The following is a 17,223-nucleotide window of genomic DNA, read 5'->3' on the forward strand; positions in this document are numbered from 1 at the left end:
GCGGCCGGTCAAGCGTTACGGATGGCCGCGCCCCGCGAAACTATCGTCGCGGCACGCGGTTGGAAAGGTATTGCCTCTGTCTTGGCAGGTTACCTCGGATCATCTGGGAGAATCAGTTATGCGGATCAAGCTCGTCATCGGCACGCTGATCGTGGTGTTGCTCTCGGGTGGAACGTGGGCCTGGTGGTCGAGCGGCCCCGATCCGCAACTCGCCAAGGCCGAGGCCTTGAGTAAGAAGATCTTCGAACAGACCACCGGCCCCCCCGACATCTCGAAGCCCGAGGTGCGCGAGCAGTTCAAGCAACTTCGCGAGGAGGTCGACGCCATGCCCGAGTCGACGCGCCGCGAGTTCATGGACCACCGCCGCGAAGAGATGCAAGGGCGCATGCAGGAACAATTCGAGCGCTACTTCGCCATGACGCCCGAGGAGAAGACGAAGGAGCTCGACCGCGTCATCGACCAGATGGACAACATGCGCAAGACGTTCGAGAAGGAACGCGCGGAGCGCGAGAAGCGGGGTGAGACAAGTAACGGGCTCGGCGGGCGGGGCTTCGGTCCGCCAGGGGGACCACCGGGAGGTCCGCCCCGCGACCCCGCGGCGCGAAACGAATTCCGTAAGAAGATGCTCGATTCGACGACCCCGGAGTTTCGTGCCCAGGCTACCGAGTTCATGCGCGACATGTCCGCGCGGATGAAGGAGCGCGGCAAGCAGCTACCCCCCTTCCCGGGCGGAGGTGGGCCACCGTTCTAGGATCGCGGTAGCCGCGTCCCTACTCGGCGACGGCGGAATCGTCGAGCGGAAGTGATTCCCAGTTCTCGAAGCGCCGATTCGCGAGCAACCAGTCTCTGGTCTGCAGCAGGATGATCGGTGCGCTGGCAACGCCTGCCGCCGCGCTCATTGCTACCATGCGCGCCGTGGAAACAAAACCGGGGATCGCCGAATTCAACAGGAACATGAATCCCAGTGCGGCAGCGCTCCAGAACACTGAATTCAAGGCTACCCAACACGCTACCTGCCGATTCGCACGACGACGTTCGGCCGCATCGAGCGCGACGGAGCGGCGCTCGAACTCTACCCGGATCTGGTCGGTCAGCAGACCGTTCGCCATCACGGCGGAAAACAGGATGGCGCAGGCGGCAAACATAGATAGGCTGATCTGGCCGGCTACCGCGGCGTTCGACTTCTGATGCGCGGCAGGCGAGCGGAACGCTAGCGAGATCGCAACCACAGCCACGGCGCAAAACGTCCCCCAGACGAGACCGTAGGTCGTCGCCCGTACTACATAGTGGCGAGGGGATTCATCGATTCGCCGGCGAAACAGCGCGAACGTGGGAAGAGGTGTCAAGCTCCAGCGCTCGATCCAGGAAACGCCCGCCTGCAATTCCGCCGTCAGGGCCGGCGCCTCGCCGAACCGGGCAATCGCCGCCGCCGCGGACGACTCTGCGTCGCCGGTGCGCGCCCGTTCCTCGTCGTAGATACGTGTCAGATGGGCGAGCAACTCCTCGCGCCAGGCGTCCTTCCGCCGATGGCACGCGCGGACGGGTCGCACGATACGTTCGACATGTACCTTGAGTGCATTCATGCAGGCGTTCCCAATAATTGGCCCAAAACGGCAACAAACTGTTGCCATTCGTTCCGGGCAGCGGCCAGACGCCGCCGCCCCTTGGCAGTAAGACGATACACTCGGCGTCGTGGTCCGGAGCGTGCCGCACCCTCCGCATCCCACTGCGCGGCAATGAGCCCTTGCTGCTCCAGTCGATAGAGAGCCGGATAAAGCGACCCCTCTTTGATGGCCAGCGCCCCGCCGCTCGCCTGCTCCAGTCGCCGCCAGATATCCCAGCCGTGGGCGGCCTCGCGCTCGAGGGAGGCGAGGATCAGCCCTTCCAGATGTCCGCGCAGTTGATCGCCGCGAATGGTTTCCATGCCATCTATATAGATAGTCTAAATAGATGCGTCAACGGAATTCTGCCAACTTGGCCACCGGGAACGGCGCCCGTTCACCTCCCTCTTTCCGCTCGATAAGATACGCCGATGCGAATGGCGCTCATGGTGACCTGCCTGGGAGATGTGCTGCGGCCTGCCGCCGGCAAGGCGACCGTGCGCTTGTTGCGGCGTTTGGGTCACGAACTAGAGTTTCCCGAGCAGCAGACCTGTTGCGGGCAGCCCTTCTACAACAGCGGCTTCTTCGATCAGGCGCGCGAGCTGGCGCGGCACACGATCCGCGTGTTCGAGGGGGCCGAAGCGGTCGTTACCCCCTCGGGATCGTGCGCGGCGATGGTCAAGCTCGAGTTCCCGCGCCTCTTCGAGCAAGACCAGGCGTGGCTCCGCCGTGCCGAGGATCTGGCCGCACGCACGTTCGAGCTCACCGATTTGCTGGTCAATCGGCTCGGCGTCGTCGATGTGGGCGCCGCGTATGAGGGACGGGTCACCTATCACTTTGCCTGCCACCTGCGGGGACTGGGGCTTGTGACCGAGGCCGAGACGCTGATTCGACACGTGCGCGGTACAACCTATGTTCCCCTCGTCCGGCAGGACCAGTGCTGTGGCTTCGGCGGCTCGTTCGCCGTGCGCTATCCTCAGATCTCGGGGGCGATGGTCGACGACAAGTCGAATTGCATCACGCAAACGGCCGCCGACGCCGTCGTCTCGACCGACGCCGGTTGCCTGATGAACATCGGTGGCCGCTTGCACCGCCAGGGACGAGCGATCGAAGTATTGCACCTGGCCGAATTGCTCGATCGACGATGACGGCGGCGCGAGACGATGCCCCACTGGAATATCCTTTGAAGGCGACTCATGACCCTACGACCTCAGCGTATCGCGTCTCTTCTTGCCAGTAGCACCGAGATGCTCTACGCGCTGGGGCTGGGCGATCGCCTGGTGGCGGTGAGCCACGAGTGCGACTTTCCGGCCGAGGCGGCGACCAAGCCGCGCGTCACGACGACGAACGTCGCCGCGTCGGCCTCGAGTGGCGAGATCGACCAGCAGGTCCAGACGATGCTGCAGAGCGGCGCAGCGCTCTACGAGATCGACGTCGAGCGGCTGGCCGCCTTGCAGCCCGACTTGATCGTGACCCAGGCGCAATGCGACGTCTGCGCCGTGCGCTATGAAGATGTGGTCCGCGCCGTCGAGACGCATCCCGCGCTGCGGCAGGCGCGGATCGTGGCGTTCAACCCGATGACGCTCGACGACATCTTCACCGATATCCTGCGGGTGGGCGAGGCGGCGGGGGTCGCCCCGGTTGCGGCGCAGTATGTGGCCGGTCTGCAGGCGCGCGTCGAGAACATCCGTCACCGCGCGACGTCGCTAGGCGAGGAGCAGCGCCCGCGCACGGCGTGCATCGAGTGGATCGAACCCATGATGCTGGCGGCCAACTGGACGCCGGAACTGGTCAAGATTGCCGGTGGCAAGAATCTGCTCACCAAGGCAGGGGTTCACAGCACCTGGATCGAATGGCCCGCCGTGGTGGCGCTCGATCCCGAGGTGATCGTCGTCGGGCCGTGCGGGTTCGACCTGGCGCGGACGCTCGAAGAAGCAACGGTGCTGCCTGCGCTACCCGGCTGGTCTGAATTGACGGCGGTGCGTGCGGGCCGCGTCTATGCGGTCGACGGCAATGCCTATTTCAATCGCTCGGGACCACGAATGGTCGAGAGTTTGGAAATTCTGGCGCATCTATTGCACCCCCAGTTGTTCGGGCCGCCTCACCTGCCCGATCGCGAGCCCCCCTATTGCCGGCTGTGAGAGCCGCCGCCGGCGCCTTTGCGGGTGATTTGACGAGCGAAGTTCGCGCACCGATGATAGTCGCTAACGCGCTGGGCAAGACGTGCCGAGCGTGCGGCTCCCTTATCTTCTGGCAACGAAAGATCTGCGTTATGCGAAGCTCGTTCGGATGGCTCCTTGCGCTCGTCGTCTCACTTCCGGCCGCGGCGGCCACCCTGGAAGATTACGGACCGCCGGCGACCGGTGCGGTGAAAATCGTCCGCGATAAGTTCGGCGTGCCGCACATCATCGCCGGCGATAGCTGGAGTCTGTTCTACGGCGTGGGCTACTGCCAGGCCGAGGATCAGCTCGAGAACCTGTACGTCAATCTGCTGCGTGGGCAAGGCCGCGCCGCCGAGCGCGAGGGTTTCAATCAGATGATCTTCGATCATTTGATGCGGCTGCTCAATATTCCCCAACGCGCCCAGGAGGCCTACGCCGTTCTTACGGCAGAGGAACGCGAGCATCTCGATGCTTTCGCGGCCGGCGTGAATGCCTACATCGCCAAGAACCGCGTGCAGGTGCCCGACTGGATCACGCCGATCGAGCCGCACGAAATCGTCGGCTTTGCCATGTATGTCGACACGATGTTCTGCATTTCGCACTGCCGCGACGACCTGACCCGGGCCGGCATCAAGCTGGTGGGGCTCGAGAGCCTCGATCGCGATCGCGAATCGGCCTTCGGGTCGAACCAGTTCGCCGTCTCGCCCCAGCGCTCGGCGAGCGGCGCGGCGCAGCTTTCGATGGACCCGCACCTACCCCACTCGGGCTTCTTTCGCTGGTACGAGATGCACCTCGTCAGCCCCGAGATCAACGTGATGGGGGCCTGCTTCTTCGGCTCCCCTTATGTCAGCATGGGTCGCACTGTCGATACCGCCTGGTGCATGACGGTCAACGCCCCCGACCTGGGAGACGTCTTCACCTTCGAGGTGAACCCCGAGAATCCCCAGCAGTACAAGGGGCTCGCGGGCTGGCAGGAATTCGAAGAGTCGAAAGAGACCTACCACGTGGCGATGCCGAGCGGCGCCACCAAGCAGACGATGCCCTGCAAGCGCACCGATCTCGGACCGGTGATCAAAGAGCAGGACGGCGTGGCCTACGTCTTCGCGCTGCCGCTGCCTGAGGGTCCCAGCCGCGTACGGCAGCTTTATCAGATGGCCAAGGCGCACGACGTCCAGTCGTTCCGCTCGTCGCTCGAGCCCTTGGGGCTGGCGATGTTCAACATCGTCTACGCCGACAAGGCGGGCGATATCTTCTATATCTCGAACGGTCGCGTGCCGAAGCGCGACACGCGCATCAGCAGCCACGACCTGCGCCCGGGCGATCAAGAGTGGGCCCGCTGGCAGGGATTCCACACCATCGACGAGCTGCCGCAGGTGCTCAATCCCAAGAGCGGGTATCTGCTGAACACGAACAGCGGACCGCAGAACGTCACCCCCGACGAGGCGCCGCGGTCCAGCGACTTCGTGCCGTATTTGATGGGGCAAGAGGCGAACAGCCGCTGGCGCCGCCTGGCCGAGTTGCTCGCGGGGGATGAATCGATCGATTGGTCGGAAATGCACGAGTACGCCGTCGATACGAAGCTCGAGGCGGGCACTCAACACAAAGACGCTATCGTTAGCCTGCTGCGCGCGCAACTCGACAGCGCGGGCGATGCCCGCGATACCGTGGCTGAAGCGGCCGACGTGCTCGAGCGTTGGGATCTGCGCACCGATGTCGACTCGCGAGGCGCGGCGCTCTTCTTCCACCTGTGGACGAACGATGCCTTCGTCAAAGCCGTCGAGGCCAACGAGGGCCCCACCGCCGTGAAGGAACTGCTCGAGGTGGCCGCCGACATGCGCAAGCAACTCGGCTCGCTCGATGCCCCCTGGGGCGATTTCAGCCGCATTCGACGGGGCGAGATCGAGATGGGGATTGCCGGGTGCGGCATCCATCGCACGCGCCAGGGGAACGAAACGATCGGCGCCACGCTGAGACCCAGCGGGGGAGAGGTGAAACGCGGGCACCGCTATCTCACGGCCGGCTCGAGCTACGGCATGATCGTCGACTTTGCCGGCGAGACGCAGGCCGTCAGTTGCTTGCCCTATGGCGTGAGCGATCATCCGCAATCGCCCCATTTTGCCGATCAGATGTCGTTGTACGTCGCGGGCAAGTTCAAGCCGGCCTGGTTCTTTCCCGCCGACGTGGCCGCCAATCGCGAGTCGGAAATCGTGCTCGACACGCGTCCGTAACATGATGACGAGCACTGCTGCCGAACCGCGACGCGTGACGTTGCCACTCGATACGGCCGTGCTGGTCGGTGGCGCCGTGGTGCTGGTGGCGGTCATCGCGCTGACGCGGCTTTGGGCATACGATGTCGGCGACCTGCTCACGCGCAACACCGTGCGGCTGTCGCTGGCGTGGTACGCCGTGGCCTTGTGCCTCATGATGCGCTTGCGCGACACGGACGATTGGCGCGCGGTATCGACGCGGGGTCGCCTGACTCGCTGGTGCTGGACCTGGGCGATCGTGGTCTTTCTGGTCCATCTGGCGATGGCGTTTCACTACTACCACGGCTGGTCGCACGCGCACGCCTTCGAGCGAACCCGTGAAGTGAGTGGCGTGGGCGAGGGGATCTACATTTCTTACTTTTTTACCTGGTGCTGGATCATCGATGCGCTCTGGTGGTGGTGTCTGCCGGCGCGGTATGCCGCGCGCTCCGCGTGGATCGACCGCCTGCTGCACACCTTCATGCTCTTCATCGTCTTCAACGGCATGGTGGTGTTCGAGACGGGAGGCATCCGCTGGGCGGGCCTGGTCATGTTCGTTCTACTGGCCGCAGTCTGGACTGCCAGCCATCGGCCACGAGCAGCGATCGCCACTTGAAGTCGCCTGATTTCATTCGCACGACAAGGAGCAAGACGATTCCCGCACCGCAAGTCACGCTCTCGGCCCCTCCGGGGGTACGCCGCTGGATGGTCCGCCTCCCCTTCTATTACGGCTGGGTGAATGTCGTCTGCGCGGCGTTTGCCATGCTGGCGACGCTGCCGGGCCGCACGCAGGGACTGGGGCTCATCACCGAACCGTTGTTGGCCGATTTGCAGCTCGACCGCACCACGTATGCCCAGATCAATCTCTGGGCAACCCTGCTCGGTTCGCTGGCCTGTCTCCCGGTCGGACGCTGGGTCGACCGCTATGGATCGCGGCGCGTGCTGGCGCTGGTCATCGCTGGGTTGGGTCTGACGGTGTGGGGCATGAGCGGCGTGCAGACGGTGGCCGTCCTGGCGATCCTCGTCATGCTTACCCGCGCGCTTGGGCAGAGCGCGCTCTCGGTGGTGAGCATCTCGCTCGTGGGCAAGTGGTTTCGCCGCCGCATCAGCCTGGCGATGGGGGTTTACGCCGTGCTCGTCGGCTTTCTCTTCGCGACGGCGTTTGGACTCGTCGGCTATGCAGTGCGCGAGCAAGGGTGGCGCACCGCATGGTGGGAGATCTCGCTCGTCCTGCTCGTGGGCCTGTTGCCGCTGTTCTGGCTGCTCGTCCGCAGCACGCCCGAGGAAGTAGGGCTCGCGCCCGATCGACGCGAGGAACGGGCCGATGACCAAGCCGACGCGCAGGGGCTGTCGCTGGGCGATTCGCTGCGCACGCCGGCGTTTTGGATCTTCGCGCTGGCGACGTCGTTCTACGGCCTGGCCGTCTCCGGCATCGGCTTGTTCAACGAAGCGATCCTGCTCGAACTCGGCTTCGACACCGAGACCTACCACGCGACGCTCGTCGTCGGCGCACTCGTCGGGCTGCTAAGCCAGTTTGCCGCGGGTTGGATCGGCGCGGTCTGGTCGCTGCGCCGCTTGATGTCGCTGGCGATGGGACTTTATGCCGCCGCGCTCGTGTGGTTGCCCTTCGTGACAAGCTACGGCGAGGTCATGACCAACGCCGTGCTGATGGGGGCTGCCGGGGGCATGGTGACGGTGGTCTTCTTTGCCATCTGGGCCGAATACTTCGGGCGTCTGCACCTGGGACGCATCCAGGGGGCGGCGCAAATGCTGACCGTGTTGGCCTCGGCGATCGGGCCACTCCTGTTCGCCGAGTGCGAGGCACGCACCGGATCGTACGCCCCGATCTTCTTCACGCTCGCGCCGATCGTGCTGGCCCTGGGCGCCGCCGCCTGGTTCGCAGTGGTGCCAGGGAGTAGCACCGACGAGTTTCCGGAGACGGTTTAAAGCTTTTCTTGCGCAAGTCGGAAGCTCGTCGGTGTCGCGCAGCGACAAGAGGTCCGTTTCGACCGGCCCCGTGTTGTGATGAGGCTGCGTTGCTGAAATGCACAGGCCCGATCGCCCCTCTTGTTGCTGCGCAACACCTTCGATCGGAAGGCAGCGCAGGGCTACCTCCTAGCAATATCCCGCACGCACAAACCAGTCCCAGGTATCGTTCACGGTCTCGCGAATGTCGCGGACGTGGTAGCCCAATTCGGCGATGGCGCGGGCGCTCGAGTAGTGATGCGGTCGGGCCGAGATCGCCGTGGCGGCCGAATTGACGTCGGGCTCCCGGCGACACAATTTACCCCAGGCGTCTCCGGCAAGCCCTGCCGCGCGGAGTAGCCACTGGGGCGCGACCGCCAACGGAGCACGTACACCGGACGCTTTGGCAAAGAGTTGCCAGGCCTCGACGTAAGAGAGCGGTACGCCCCCCAGGATATAGCGGCGCCCCGCCTGGCCGCGCGCGCCGGCGGCAACGATCCCCTGGGCGACGTCGCGCGCATCGCAGAAATCGTTCCCGCCGGGGGGTGCAATCAACCCTCGCCCGCGCGCGATCTCCAACAGCATTCGACCGGACGAGGGTTTCCAATCCCACGGGCCGAGGACGAAGTTCGGATTGACGATTACCGAGTCGAGGCCGGCCGCGGCTTCGCGCTCGACCGCCTGTTCCGCTTCGCGTTTGGACGTCACATAGGGACAGAGGATGTGCGGACTTGGTCCCTGGTTCTCATCGGCCGGATGTTCGCGCGTGCCCATACCTAGCGCATCGACGCTCGATACGTGTACCATCCGCGCGCCGACCGCGCGGCTGGCCGAGGCCATGTTGCGCGTGCCGCCGACGTTGACAGCGCGGTGCGTGGCGAGATTCGACCAGCCGATCTGCACGTAGCCCGCGCAATGAATCACACGCTCCACCCCCTGGCAAGCGCGTAGCGCATCGTCGGGATCGCAGACGCTGCCGCGAACCAATTCGACCCGCAAGCCAGAGAGGGCACGCGGAGAACTCGAAGTGCGCACCAGCGCACGGACAGGCTGACCATCGGCCAGCAAGCAACGCACGACATTATTGCCCACGAGCCCCGTCGCCCCCGTTACCAAAGTTACCACGGGGCAATGCTCCTGCGCAAAAACGGCTCTGCGGCCATCGTCGCTCCGGGGGGATCGATGCTCTCGCGCGACGACACGCATAGCATCGAGCGCGAAAATAACCGCCGGCGACACTCCCCACTATCGAACTGTTCTACGCGAGAGTCAAGCGGCCCAGAGCGTGGAATCAGCCTGACTTGAAAAGATTTGCCGGCGGCAGACAAGTGCTCGTACCAGGATTTGGCGAATTCGTTGCCGATCGTGCGCCGAAGTGAGAACAGTGCGCCATCAAGCAGCGCTTTGCTGGCCGCCCCCCCACGGCCTCGCGGAGGAGCGCGGCGTGGCAACGAGGAATCCGGCGACAAACTTCTTTCCCCGAGGCGCTTTTGCGACCCTATACTGGTGCTCCCGCGAAGAGACAGGCCTGCCGTCGATTGTCTATCGAACGGGTACACAATGGGAACCAACCTAAACGCAGTCGAATCGAGCAGGCGCGATTCCGAGTAAGGACGAGGTGCTCTCCATGAAGCAAGCGATGAAACGTACGATTGGGTGGGGCGGTTGCTTGTTGCTGTGGATCGGATGCCTGGGAGCGCACGGGAAGCTGGCCGAGGCAGCAGATCCGCGGGTCGAACCGCTGTCGCCCGAGCTGCACGCACGCTGCCTGCAGGTCTTGCGCGAGGCGCTCGCGGGGGAGGAATTCTGGCCTGCCATGCACGCCGCCGAAGCTTTGACGCTGGCAGGGCGAGGGGCAGAAGTTGTGGCCGCACTCGAGCCGCGATTCCCGCAAGAAACAGACGATCAGCGACGATGTGGCCTCGTCCGCGAAATGGTCCGCACCGGGGACCGCCGGCAACTCGATGTCCTGTTCGACATCCTGGCCAACCCCGGGTCGAACGGTCGCACGCACGCGGCCGAAAGCCTCTACAAGATCGCCGAGCTTGGCGATGGACGATTGCTACGTTCCGCGTTCGCCCAGTCGAGCGATGATCGCCTGCGGTTGATGGCCGCCGCCGCCCTGGCGCGGGGGGGCAACCGCGCGGCGCTGGCCCACCTGCGCGACAAGCTCGCCTCGCCGGACGTCGAGATTCGCAAGGTCGCCGCCTGGGCCTTGGGATTGCTGGGCGACCAGCAGGACGTCGAGCCGGTGGCCGCGCTGCTCGAGCGAGAAGAACAACCCCTAGCCAAAGCGTACGCGGCCCATGCGCTGGCCTGCCTGGGCGATGGACGCGGCCGCGCGGCGCTAGTGGCGAATCTGTCGTCCCCCGAGGTGATGGTTCGCACCTATGCGGCCGATTTTGCCGGGTATGGTCGCGCCACGGAAGCCCGCGAGCGGCTCGAGGCACTGCTCGATGATCCGGGCGTCGATGTGCGCGTCCGCGCGGCGCAGTCGTTGATCGCGCTATCGCTGCCCCCCGGGGCGCTCGGTCTGCCGGTGTCGGTCGTGCCCGACGATTTCGCCGTGGATGTCTATCCGGCAACAGCCGAGCATCCGCGATACAGCGAGGGTTCGATCGCGGCGCTCGCCGATGGTTCGCTGTTGTATGCCACAACCGAGTTCGTGGGGGGTGGTGCCGATCACGCGACCGCCACGATCATCGGACGTACTTCGATCGACGGTGGACGCACGTGGGGCGAAGCGCGGCTGCTGCAGGAGAACGTGGGGCGGCAGAACGTCATGTCGGTCACCCTGCGGCGGCTGCCGAAGTCGGGGGACAAGGCGGATATCGCGGCGGCGCTCAACGGCTCCGTGCAGGCGCCGCTCGGCATGTTCTACCTGGTGAAGAACTCGCACACCGATCTCGACGCCTATCTGCGCGTCTCGCACGATCAGGGACAATCGTTCGGTCCGCCGGTCCTCGTCACCGACGAGCCGGGCTACCACGTGATGAACAACGATCGCGTGACGGTGCTATCCAGCGGCCGCATTCTGTGCCCGGTCGCGTCGTGCGACGATGTCTCGCACGGCGGAGAGTTTCGGTCGTGGGTTTTCCTCTCGGATGACGGCGGCGCCACGTGGCGGGGAGGCAAGGAATCGGTCGCCATGCCGCAGCGCGGCGCCATGGAGCCCGAGGTGATCGAACTCAGCGACGGGCGCGTCTTGATGATTATCCGCACGCAGTTCGGCTCGATCGCCACGAGTTATTCCTCCGACGGCGGCGACACGTGGAGCAAGCCAGAAAAACTCTCGGTTCCTTCGCCCGAATCGCCGGCAACGATCCGCCGCCTTCCATCGACGGGGGACCTGCTGCTCGTCTGGAACAACGTCCAGCCGCCGCCGGGGGCCTATGGCCGGCGCACGCCCCTCACCGCGGCCATTTCTTCGGACGAAGGAGGCACCTGGCAGCACCTCCGCAACCTGGAAACCAGCACCGACGACACCTACGCCTACACGAGCGTGCTCTTCCACCGCGATGGGGTGTTGCTCAGCTACTACGTGGCGAAAGAGGGGACGGGGCGTATCTCGTCCCGTTTCCGCTCGCTGCCGGTGTCGTGGTTCTATGCGTCGGAATAGCAGCGGACACGACAACGGCACGACGGACTTTTCGTATTTCGCGCGCGAAGCGCCATGGATCGTGTTTGCTCGCCCGGAATCTGGTGGGGAATCATAAAAGCCGCCGGCAAGATCGAGCGATCCGGCCGGCGGCTGTGAGATTTTCGCAACGAGCGATCCGCGGTCCGCGCGGTTTGTCAGACTTCCTTCGGAATACGCATGGAGTAGAACGAACGCCAGATAAAGATCAACGAGATGGCGAGCATGACCGCGCCGACGTAGGGCGTGAAGTCGCTGGTCGACTCGACATGCGCCTTTTCCTTGATCTCGATGGCGATCTCGACGGCCAGCAGCCCGAAAAGGGTCGAGAACTTGATGATGGGGTTCAAAGCCACCGACGTGGTGTCCTTGAATGGGTCGCCCACCGTATCGCCCACGACCGTCGCCTCGTGCAGCGGCGTGTTCTTTTCCTTGAGGTCGACCTCGACCAGCTTCTTGGCGTTATCCCAGGCGCCACCGGCGTTGGCCATGAAGATCGCCTCGAACAGGCCGAACACGGCGATCGAGATCAGGTAGGCCACGAAGAAGTTCGGATCGAAGAAGGCGAAGGCCAAGGTGATCGACATCAGGGCGATGAAGATATTCCACATGCCCGACTGAGCGTACTCGGTGCAGATGCGGACCACGGTCTTCGAGTCTTCGATGTCGGCGGCCGTCTTCGAGAGGTCCATGTTCTTCTTGATGAAGGCCACGGCCCGATAGGCGCCGGTCGTCACGGCTTGAATCGAGGCACCGGCGAACCAGAAGATCACGGCGCCGCCGCTGATGAAGCCCAGCAGGACCGGCGCGTCGGTCAGGCTGAGGTGCAGCATGCCAGCCTTCTCGAGCAGCAGGATGATGGCGAAAATCATCGTCGTGGCGCCTACCACGGCGGTGCCAATGAGCACCGGCTTGGCCGTCGCCTTGAACGTGTTGCCTGCCGAGTCATTCGCTTCGAGATAGTGCTTGCCCCGTTCGAAGTCGGGCGTGAAACCAAAGTCGCGCTGAATCTCTTCCTTGATGCCCGGGATGTGCTCGGTCTGAGCCAGCTCGAAAATACTCTGGGCGTTGTCGGTCACCGGGCCGTAGCTGTCCACGGCGATCGTGACCGGCCCCATGCAGAGGAAGCCGAAGGCGACCAGACCGAAGGCAAAGATCGAAGCATTCGTACCCAGCACATTCATCAGTTCGAACTGGCTGACAAAGAAGGCCCCGGTCATGAGTCCCGTGATCAGCATGCCGCACCAGAAGGCGCTGAAGTTGCCCGCCACCAGGCCCGAGAGGATCGTCAGCGACGAGCCACCCTCGCGCGAGGCGGTGACCACTTCATGCACGTGCTTCGAGTGCGAGCTGGTGAAGATCTTGGTGAACTCGGGAATCAGCACCGCGGCCAGCGTGCCGCAACTGATAATGAGCGCGAGCTGCCACCACAATGCGGGCAACGCGAGTGTCGAGCCGTCGGCCTGAGCCACGCTCAGGTCGCCGATCAACAGCCAGCTCATGCCGAACGAAGTCGAGATACAAAGGATGGCGGCAATCCAGATCAGCCGCGTCAAAGGTTCCTCGAAGTTGAACTCCGACAGTCCCTTGTACTTCTTCTCGGAGATACCCTGATTCAAGAAGTAAGAAACACCCGACATGAAGTCCATCAAGAACCGCATGGCGAAGATCCACACGATCAACTTGGCCTGGATGTTGATATCGGCCACCGCCAACGTGATGAACGAAATGAGGGCCACGCCGGTCACGCCGTAGGTCTCGAAGGCGTCGGCCGTGGGACCGACCGAGTCACCGGCATTGTCCCCCGTGCAGTCGGCGATCACGCCCGGGTTGCGCGGGTCGTCTTCCTTCACCTGGAAGACGATCTTCATCAGGTCGGAGCCGATGTCGGCGATCTTCGTGAAGATACCCCCCGCGATACGCAGGGCCGAAGCGCCGAGCGACTCGCCGATCGCGAAGCCCAGGAAGCAGTAACCGACGATCTCGCGGTTCACGAACAGCAGGATGATGACCATCATGATCAGTTCGAGCGAGATGAGGAACAGACCGATCGACATGCCCGCGCGGAGGGGAATGTTGACCACGTCCCACGGTTCGCTGCGCAGCGAGGCGAAGGCCGTGCGTGCGTTGGCCCAAGTGTTGACGCGAATGCCATACCAGGCCACCCAATAGGAGCCGATCATGCCCACCACCGAGAAGAGCAGCACGAGCAATACCGTATCGAGCCCTTCACCCTGGAGTGCCATGAAGTAGTAGGTCATGGCCGAGGCAATGATCGCGAACAACATCAGCAGGAACTTGCCCTGCTGAATGAGGTAGGTCTTGCAGGTTTGGAAGATGACTTCCGCGATGTCGAGCATCGACTTGTGGGCTGGTAAACGCTGGATTTGCGCTCGCAAATAGAGGCTGATTCCCAAGGTGAAGGCAATCACGAACGAACCGTAGAAGAGAAGATTCCAGGCCGTGATTTCCGTGCCCGCGATGGTAAACGTACCGGCGTGCAGATCGGGAATGGCCAGGTTGGCTTCGCTGGCCAGTGCCGGCTGTGCCGCGAACAAGAGTAGGGTGCCAAGGGACCAGAAAACTAGCTTCTTGTAGTTCATGGGAATCGTCTTTCCGCCTCTACAAAAGTCGTGTGCGGCCCGGATCTCACTATTCGAGCCAGTGATATTAGGCAAGGGTAAAGGGCATAAACTACTGAAAACAGCCCGACCTGAAAAGGCCTTAAGGGGGGCGAAACTAGGCCCGGCCCGGGATTTAAGGTAGACCTTCCGCACCTGCGACGGGTCGACCCCCTGCCGCGTGTTACAAGGGAGTCGTTTCTGCGGCGATTTGGCCGTCAGAGTTTGCCACTTGGGGGACCCGCGCGATAGGATTGAGTTGTTTTGGCTAGGCTACTACCAAGTCTGTCGCGTCCGACTACCACGGTTCAAATTTCCTGCCCTCGAATCAGCCCATGGCACTGCAAATTCCCACAGAACTACAAGCATTCGTCAACCGGGAACTTCGCACGGGGCGTTACAGTTCCGAGCTGGAGCTTGTCAGCGAAGCTCTGCGGATGCTGGAGCGCGAACGCCAAGAAGCATTGGCAGGAGTGCTTGAGGGAATGGCAGATGTCGAAGCAGGACGCATGGTTCCTTTGCACGAAGTTTTTGACGAGATCCGGCGTGTCTTGCCCCCCGAGCAGCCGACGTGAGATGAATTGCGCCACTTTTTGTTCGGCCGAGGGCGCAGCGTCTATCGAGCGCTTTTCAGGATCGCATCAGGTGAAGTGCGAGTGCTGCACGTGCGTTGGGGCGGCCGCGAGTTCGCTTTACCAGACGAACTTGCGGAGTAGTCAGCGATCGCCGTAGTTCCGTGGGAATGCAGCCCCCCCTCACTCCGCCGTCAGCCAGCGGACCATGTTCTTCGTCACCTTCTCGGCCGCATCCTGCTGAATGAAGTGGTCCGACTCGGGAATGGTGATCAATGTGAGATCGTTGTCGATCCAGTCCCAGGTGCCGGCGAGCGCGCCGGGCAGCAGCGCTTTGTCCTTCAATCCGTGGAACATCAGCACGGGGCAGGTGATCTGCGGGAACTCGGCGGCCGCGCCCGTGTTGTCGCTGTACGGCTCGCGCGGGTAGTTCGCCTTGTAGTAGTTGAGCATCCCCTCCATGCTCGAGAGCTGGAACGCCTTGTTGTACTTCTTCTTCGCCTCGGGGTCCTTCACCCAAAAGGTGAGCAACAACGGGCTCATCTGCTTCGCCGCCTCCGGCTTCTGGAAGTTGCGGGCATAGCTGCTGTTCTTCTGCTGCTCGGGGTTGTTCGCCAGTTCGCGCATCAGGCCGCGCGGGTGGGGGAGGTTCAAGATGATGAGCTTGTCGGTCTTGTCCTGGTGAGCGGCCGCGTAGCTCCAGGCGACCATACCCCCCCAGTCGTGCCCGACGATGATCGCCTTGTCTTTGCCCAGATGCTTCACCACGGCATCGACGTCGGCCACCAGCTTGTCCATCGTATAGTTCTCGACCCCCTCGGGCTGGTCGCTCAGGTTGTAGCCGCGCTGATCGATCGCCACGACCTGAAAGTGCTTGGCCAGCTCGGGCATCTGCTCTCGCCACGAGTACCAGAAGTCGGGAAAGCCGTGAATCAGCACCACGAGCGGCCCCTCGCCCAGCGTGACATAGTGGATCTTCACGCCGTCCGAATCGGCATACCCGTCGGTCCCCAGGTTGCAGCCTTCGCCACTCGTCGGCGCGGGCCCCTCGGCATCCTTCTTGGCGTCGTCGTCGGCACTGGCCCCACTGGCGAGGCAGCACGAAAGCACCAGTGCCGTAGCCGCGGCCGTAAACCAGGTGGTCGAAAGTGTGGACATGGAAGCGATCTCCAGGATGAACCTTGAACGGTGCGCAGTTTGTTGGAATTGGTCGCCGATCTGACGCAGATTGTACTCGTGTTGTCGGTGGTCTGCTTCAGACGGTGTCGGCGATTTTTGTGGGAGATTCACTTTTGGGACATAAAGTTGACTTTTGTCCCTAAAAGTACGATGCTGCAATTGGCGTTCGTTGCACCGGATGCAATTCGACGATGTAAAGGGCGGGGCATGGCGCGGAGTCTGAAAGCGAAGCTCGGGGCATCCAGACGCGAGACTACCGTCATGGTGCTTTACATTCCGAGTGTCGATCGCAATGGTGAGCCCGTCGAGCAAGCGGTATGGGTGGAACGCGCGCTCGAGTTTTTTGGACGTACTTTTGGAGGCGCTACCGCATCTCCCAGAGCACGCGGAGTATGGCGCGACGACGAAAGATAAGGCCAGCTCGTCTTCGACGATCCCGTAGTATTGAATTGCTATACGTCCGAACGAGCAATCGAGGCCCACGTCGACGAGCTTCACGAATTCCTGATTGCCATGGGAACCGAAACCCACCAGGGGGCAGTGGGTCTCGTCATCGATAAGCAGTTCTTGGAAATTCAATTTCCAGAAGAGTCCAGTCATGGCTAAAAACATCAAAAAGATCGCCCAGCGGCTCGGCGCTACCATAGTGGGTGACGTTCCCGACGTGGGAGGCGGCACGATCGGTATGGCTCGCCTCGCGAAGATCATGGCAGATCGCCTGGAGCCCAGCCGTGGCAAAAGGCCAGGCAGGCCCACCGACCCTTCGTGGAATCACTACGGCAAGGTCCCCATGAGCGATGCCACGATGGCCCAACTGACCACTTTGGCCGAGTCCGTCAGCACGGACGATCGAAAAATCAGCCCGATGCAACTCGCGGCACAATTGCTCGAAGACGGACTTTCGAGCTATTCGCGAGCTCGCTGACACCTCCCACCGCCGAGAAAGCTACCCGCGCCGCCCTTAGCGCCGCCGCGCAAGTCCTGGTCGACGCGCTCGAAGTCATCGAGCTTTGTCATGGCCAGTTGTCCGACGAGCAAACCTGGTGGCGGCCGCAACCCCTCTTCGACACGGTGCCCCACTTCAAGGGACACACGCAGGAAATCGTCTCGCTCACGCGGAGGCCGTGCGTATCGTATTCGCTGGGCTCCGGTGTCTCCCGAACAAGGGACGCCGGGTTAAGCATTACACGTTTGCCGAACCACCCGCCGCGCTAGTTCAATCCCGTCCCGCGCGCCGCTA

The 17,223-nt window shown here is 63.1% G+C and carries 14 protein-coding genes; 9 read left to right on the forward strand and 5 right to left on the reverse strand.

Annotation, left to right across the window (positions count from 1 at the left end; translation table 11 throughout):
• Positions 1 to 118 precede the first annotated feature (118 nt).
• Entirely contained in the window at positions 119 to 751 is a 633-nt protein-coding gene (locus KF708_02400) for a hypothetical protein (protein ID MBX3411542.1), read from the forward strand.
• A 19-nt stretch (positions 752 to 770) separates the two neighbouring features.
• Here KF708_02400 and KF708_02405 read toward each other — a convergent pair whose 3' ends face one another.
• Both KF708_02405 and KF708_02410 read right to left on the reverse strand, forming a co-directional pair.
• On the reverse strand, positions 771 to 1,583 hold the full coding sequence (locus KF708_02405; protein ID MBX3411543.1) for a hypothetical protein: 813 nt from the start codon (positions 1,581 to 1,583) through the stop codon (positions 771 to 773).
• On the reverse strand, positions 1,580 to 1,924 hold the full coding sequence (locus tag KF708_02410; protein MBX3411544.1) for a PadR family transcriptional regulator: 345 nt from the start codon (positions 1,922 to 1,924) through the stop codon (positions 1,580 to 1,582). Before KF708_02410 ends, KF708_02405 begins: the two co-directional genes overlap by 4 nt.
• 108 nt (positions 1,925 to 2,032) lie before the next feature.
• On the opposite strand from KF708_02410, the gene KF708_02415 reads away from it, so the two are divergent.
• The 5 genes from KF708_02415 to KF708_02435 all read left to right on the forward strand — a co-directional run bounded on the left by KF708_02415 (position 2,033) and on the right by KF708_02435 (position 7,956).
• Complete coding sequence (locus KF708_02415; GenBank protein ID MBX3411545.1) at positions 2,033 to 2,749, forward strand: (Fe-S)-binding protein; 717 nt, start codon at positions 2,033 to 2,035, stop codon at positions 2,747 to 2,749.
• A gap of 48 nt (positions 2,750 to 2,797) precedes the next feature.
• Entirely contained in the window at positions 2,798 to 3,742 is a 945-nt protein-coding gene (locus KF708_02420) for a cobalamin-binding protein (protein ID MBX3411546.1), read from the forward strand.
• Between the two features lie 131 nt (positions 3,743 to 3,873).
• Complete coding sequence (locus KF708_02425; protein ID MBX3411547.1) at positions 3,874 to 5,991, forward strand: penicillin acylase family protein; 2,118 nt, start codon at positions 3,874 to 3,876, stop codon at positions 5,989 to 5,991.
• A gap of 1 nt (position 5,992) precedes the next feature.
• On the forward strand, positions 5,993 to 6,625 hold the full coding sequence (locus KF708_02430; protein MBX3411548.1) for a hypothetical protein: 633 nt from the start codon (positions 5,993 to 5,995) through the stop codon (positions 6,623 to 6,625).
• Entirely contained in the window at positions 6,622 to 7,956 is a 1,335-nt protein-coding gene (locus tag KF708_02435) for an MFS transporter (protein ID MBX3411549.1), read from the forward strand. The genes KF708_02430 and KF708_02435 overlap by 4 nt, the downstream gene beginning before the upstream one ends.
• A 168-nt stretch (positions 7,957 to 8,124) precedes the next feature.
• Here the strand turns inward: KF708_02435 and KF708_02440 are convergent, their stop codons facing one another.
• A complete protein-coding gene (locus tag KF708_02440) occupies positions 8,125 to 9,099 on the reverse strand; it encodes an NAD-dependent epimerase/dehydratase family protein (protein MBX3411550.1) in 975 nt (324 codons plus the stop codon).
• Between the two features lie 514 nt (positions 9,100 to 9,613).
• Between KF708_02440 and KF708_02445 the strand changes: the two genes are divergently transcribed.
• Complete coding sequence (locus tag KF708_02445) at positions 9,614 to 11,593, forward strand: exo-alpha-sialidase (GenBank protein ID MBX3411551.1); 1,980 nt, start codon at positions 9,614 to 9,616, stop codon at positions 11,591 to 11,593.
• Positions 11,594 to 11,769: 176 nt separating this feature from the next.
• Here the strand turns inward: KF708_02445 and KF708_02450 are convergent, their stop codons facing one another.
• Positions 11,770 to 14,214, reverse strand: coding sequence for a sodium-translocating pyrophosphatase (locus KF708_02450; GenBank protein ID MBX3411552.1), 2,445 nt, complete (start codon positions 14,212 to 14,214; stop codon positions 11,770 to 11,772).
• A 353-nt stretch (positions 14,215 to 14,567) separates the two neighbouring features.
• Between KF708_02450 and KF708_02455 the strand changes: the two genes are divergently transcribed.
• Positions 14,568 to 14,807 carry a type II toxin-antitoxin system ParD family antitoxin gene (locus tag KF708_02455; protein ID MBX3411553.1) on the forward strand — a complete coding sequence of 80 codons (240 nt, stop codon included), beginning with the start codon at positions 14,568 to 14,570 and terminating at the stop codon, positions 14,805 to 14,807.
• A gap of 180 nt (positions 14,808 to 14,987) precedes the next feature.
• Here KF708_02455 and KF708_02460 read toward each other — a convergent pair whose 3' ends face one another.
• On the reverse strand, positions 14,988 to 15,962 hold the full coding sequence (locus KF708_02460) for an alpha/beta hydrolase (GenBank protein MBX3411554.1): 975 nt from the start codon (positions 15,960 to 15,962) through the stop codon (positions 14,988 to 14,990).
• A gap of 619 nt (positions 15,963 to 16,581) precedes the next feature.
• On the opposite strand from KF708_02460, the gene KF708_02465 reads away from it, so the two are divergent.
• Positions 16,582 to 16,908, forward strand: a complete 327-nt coding sequence (locus tag KF708_02465) for a hypothetical protein (protein ID MBX3411555.1) — start codon at positions 16,582 to 16,584, stop codon at positions 16,906 to 16,908.
• Positions 16,909 to 17,223: the final 315 nt, after the last annotated feature.

It is taken from the genome of Pirellulales bacterium, assembly GCA_019636335.1.
Classification (GTDB): domain Bacteria; phylum Planctomycetota; class Planctomycetia; order Pirellulales; family JAEUIK01; genus JAHBXR01.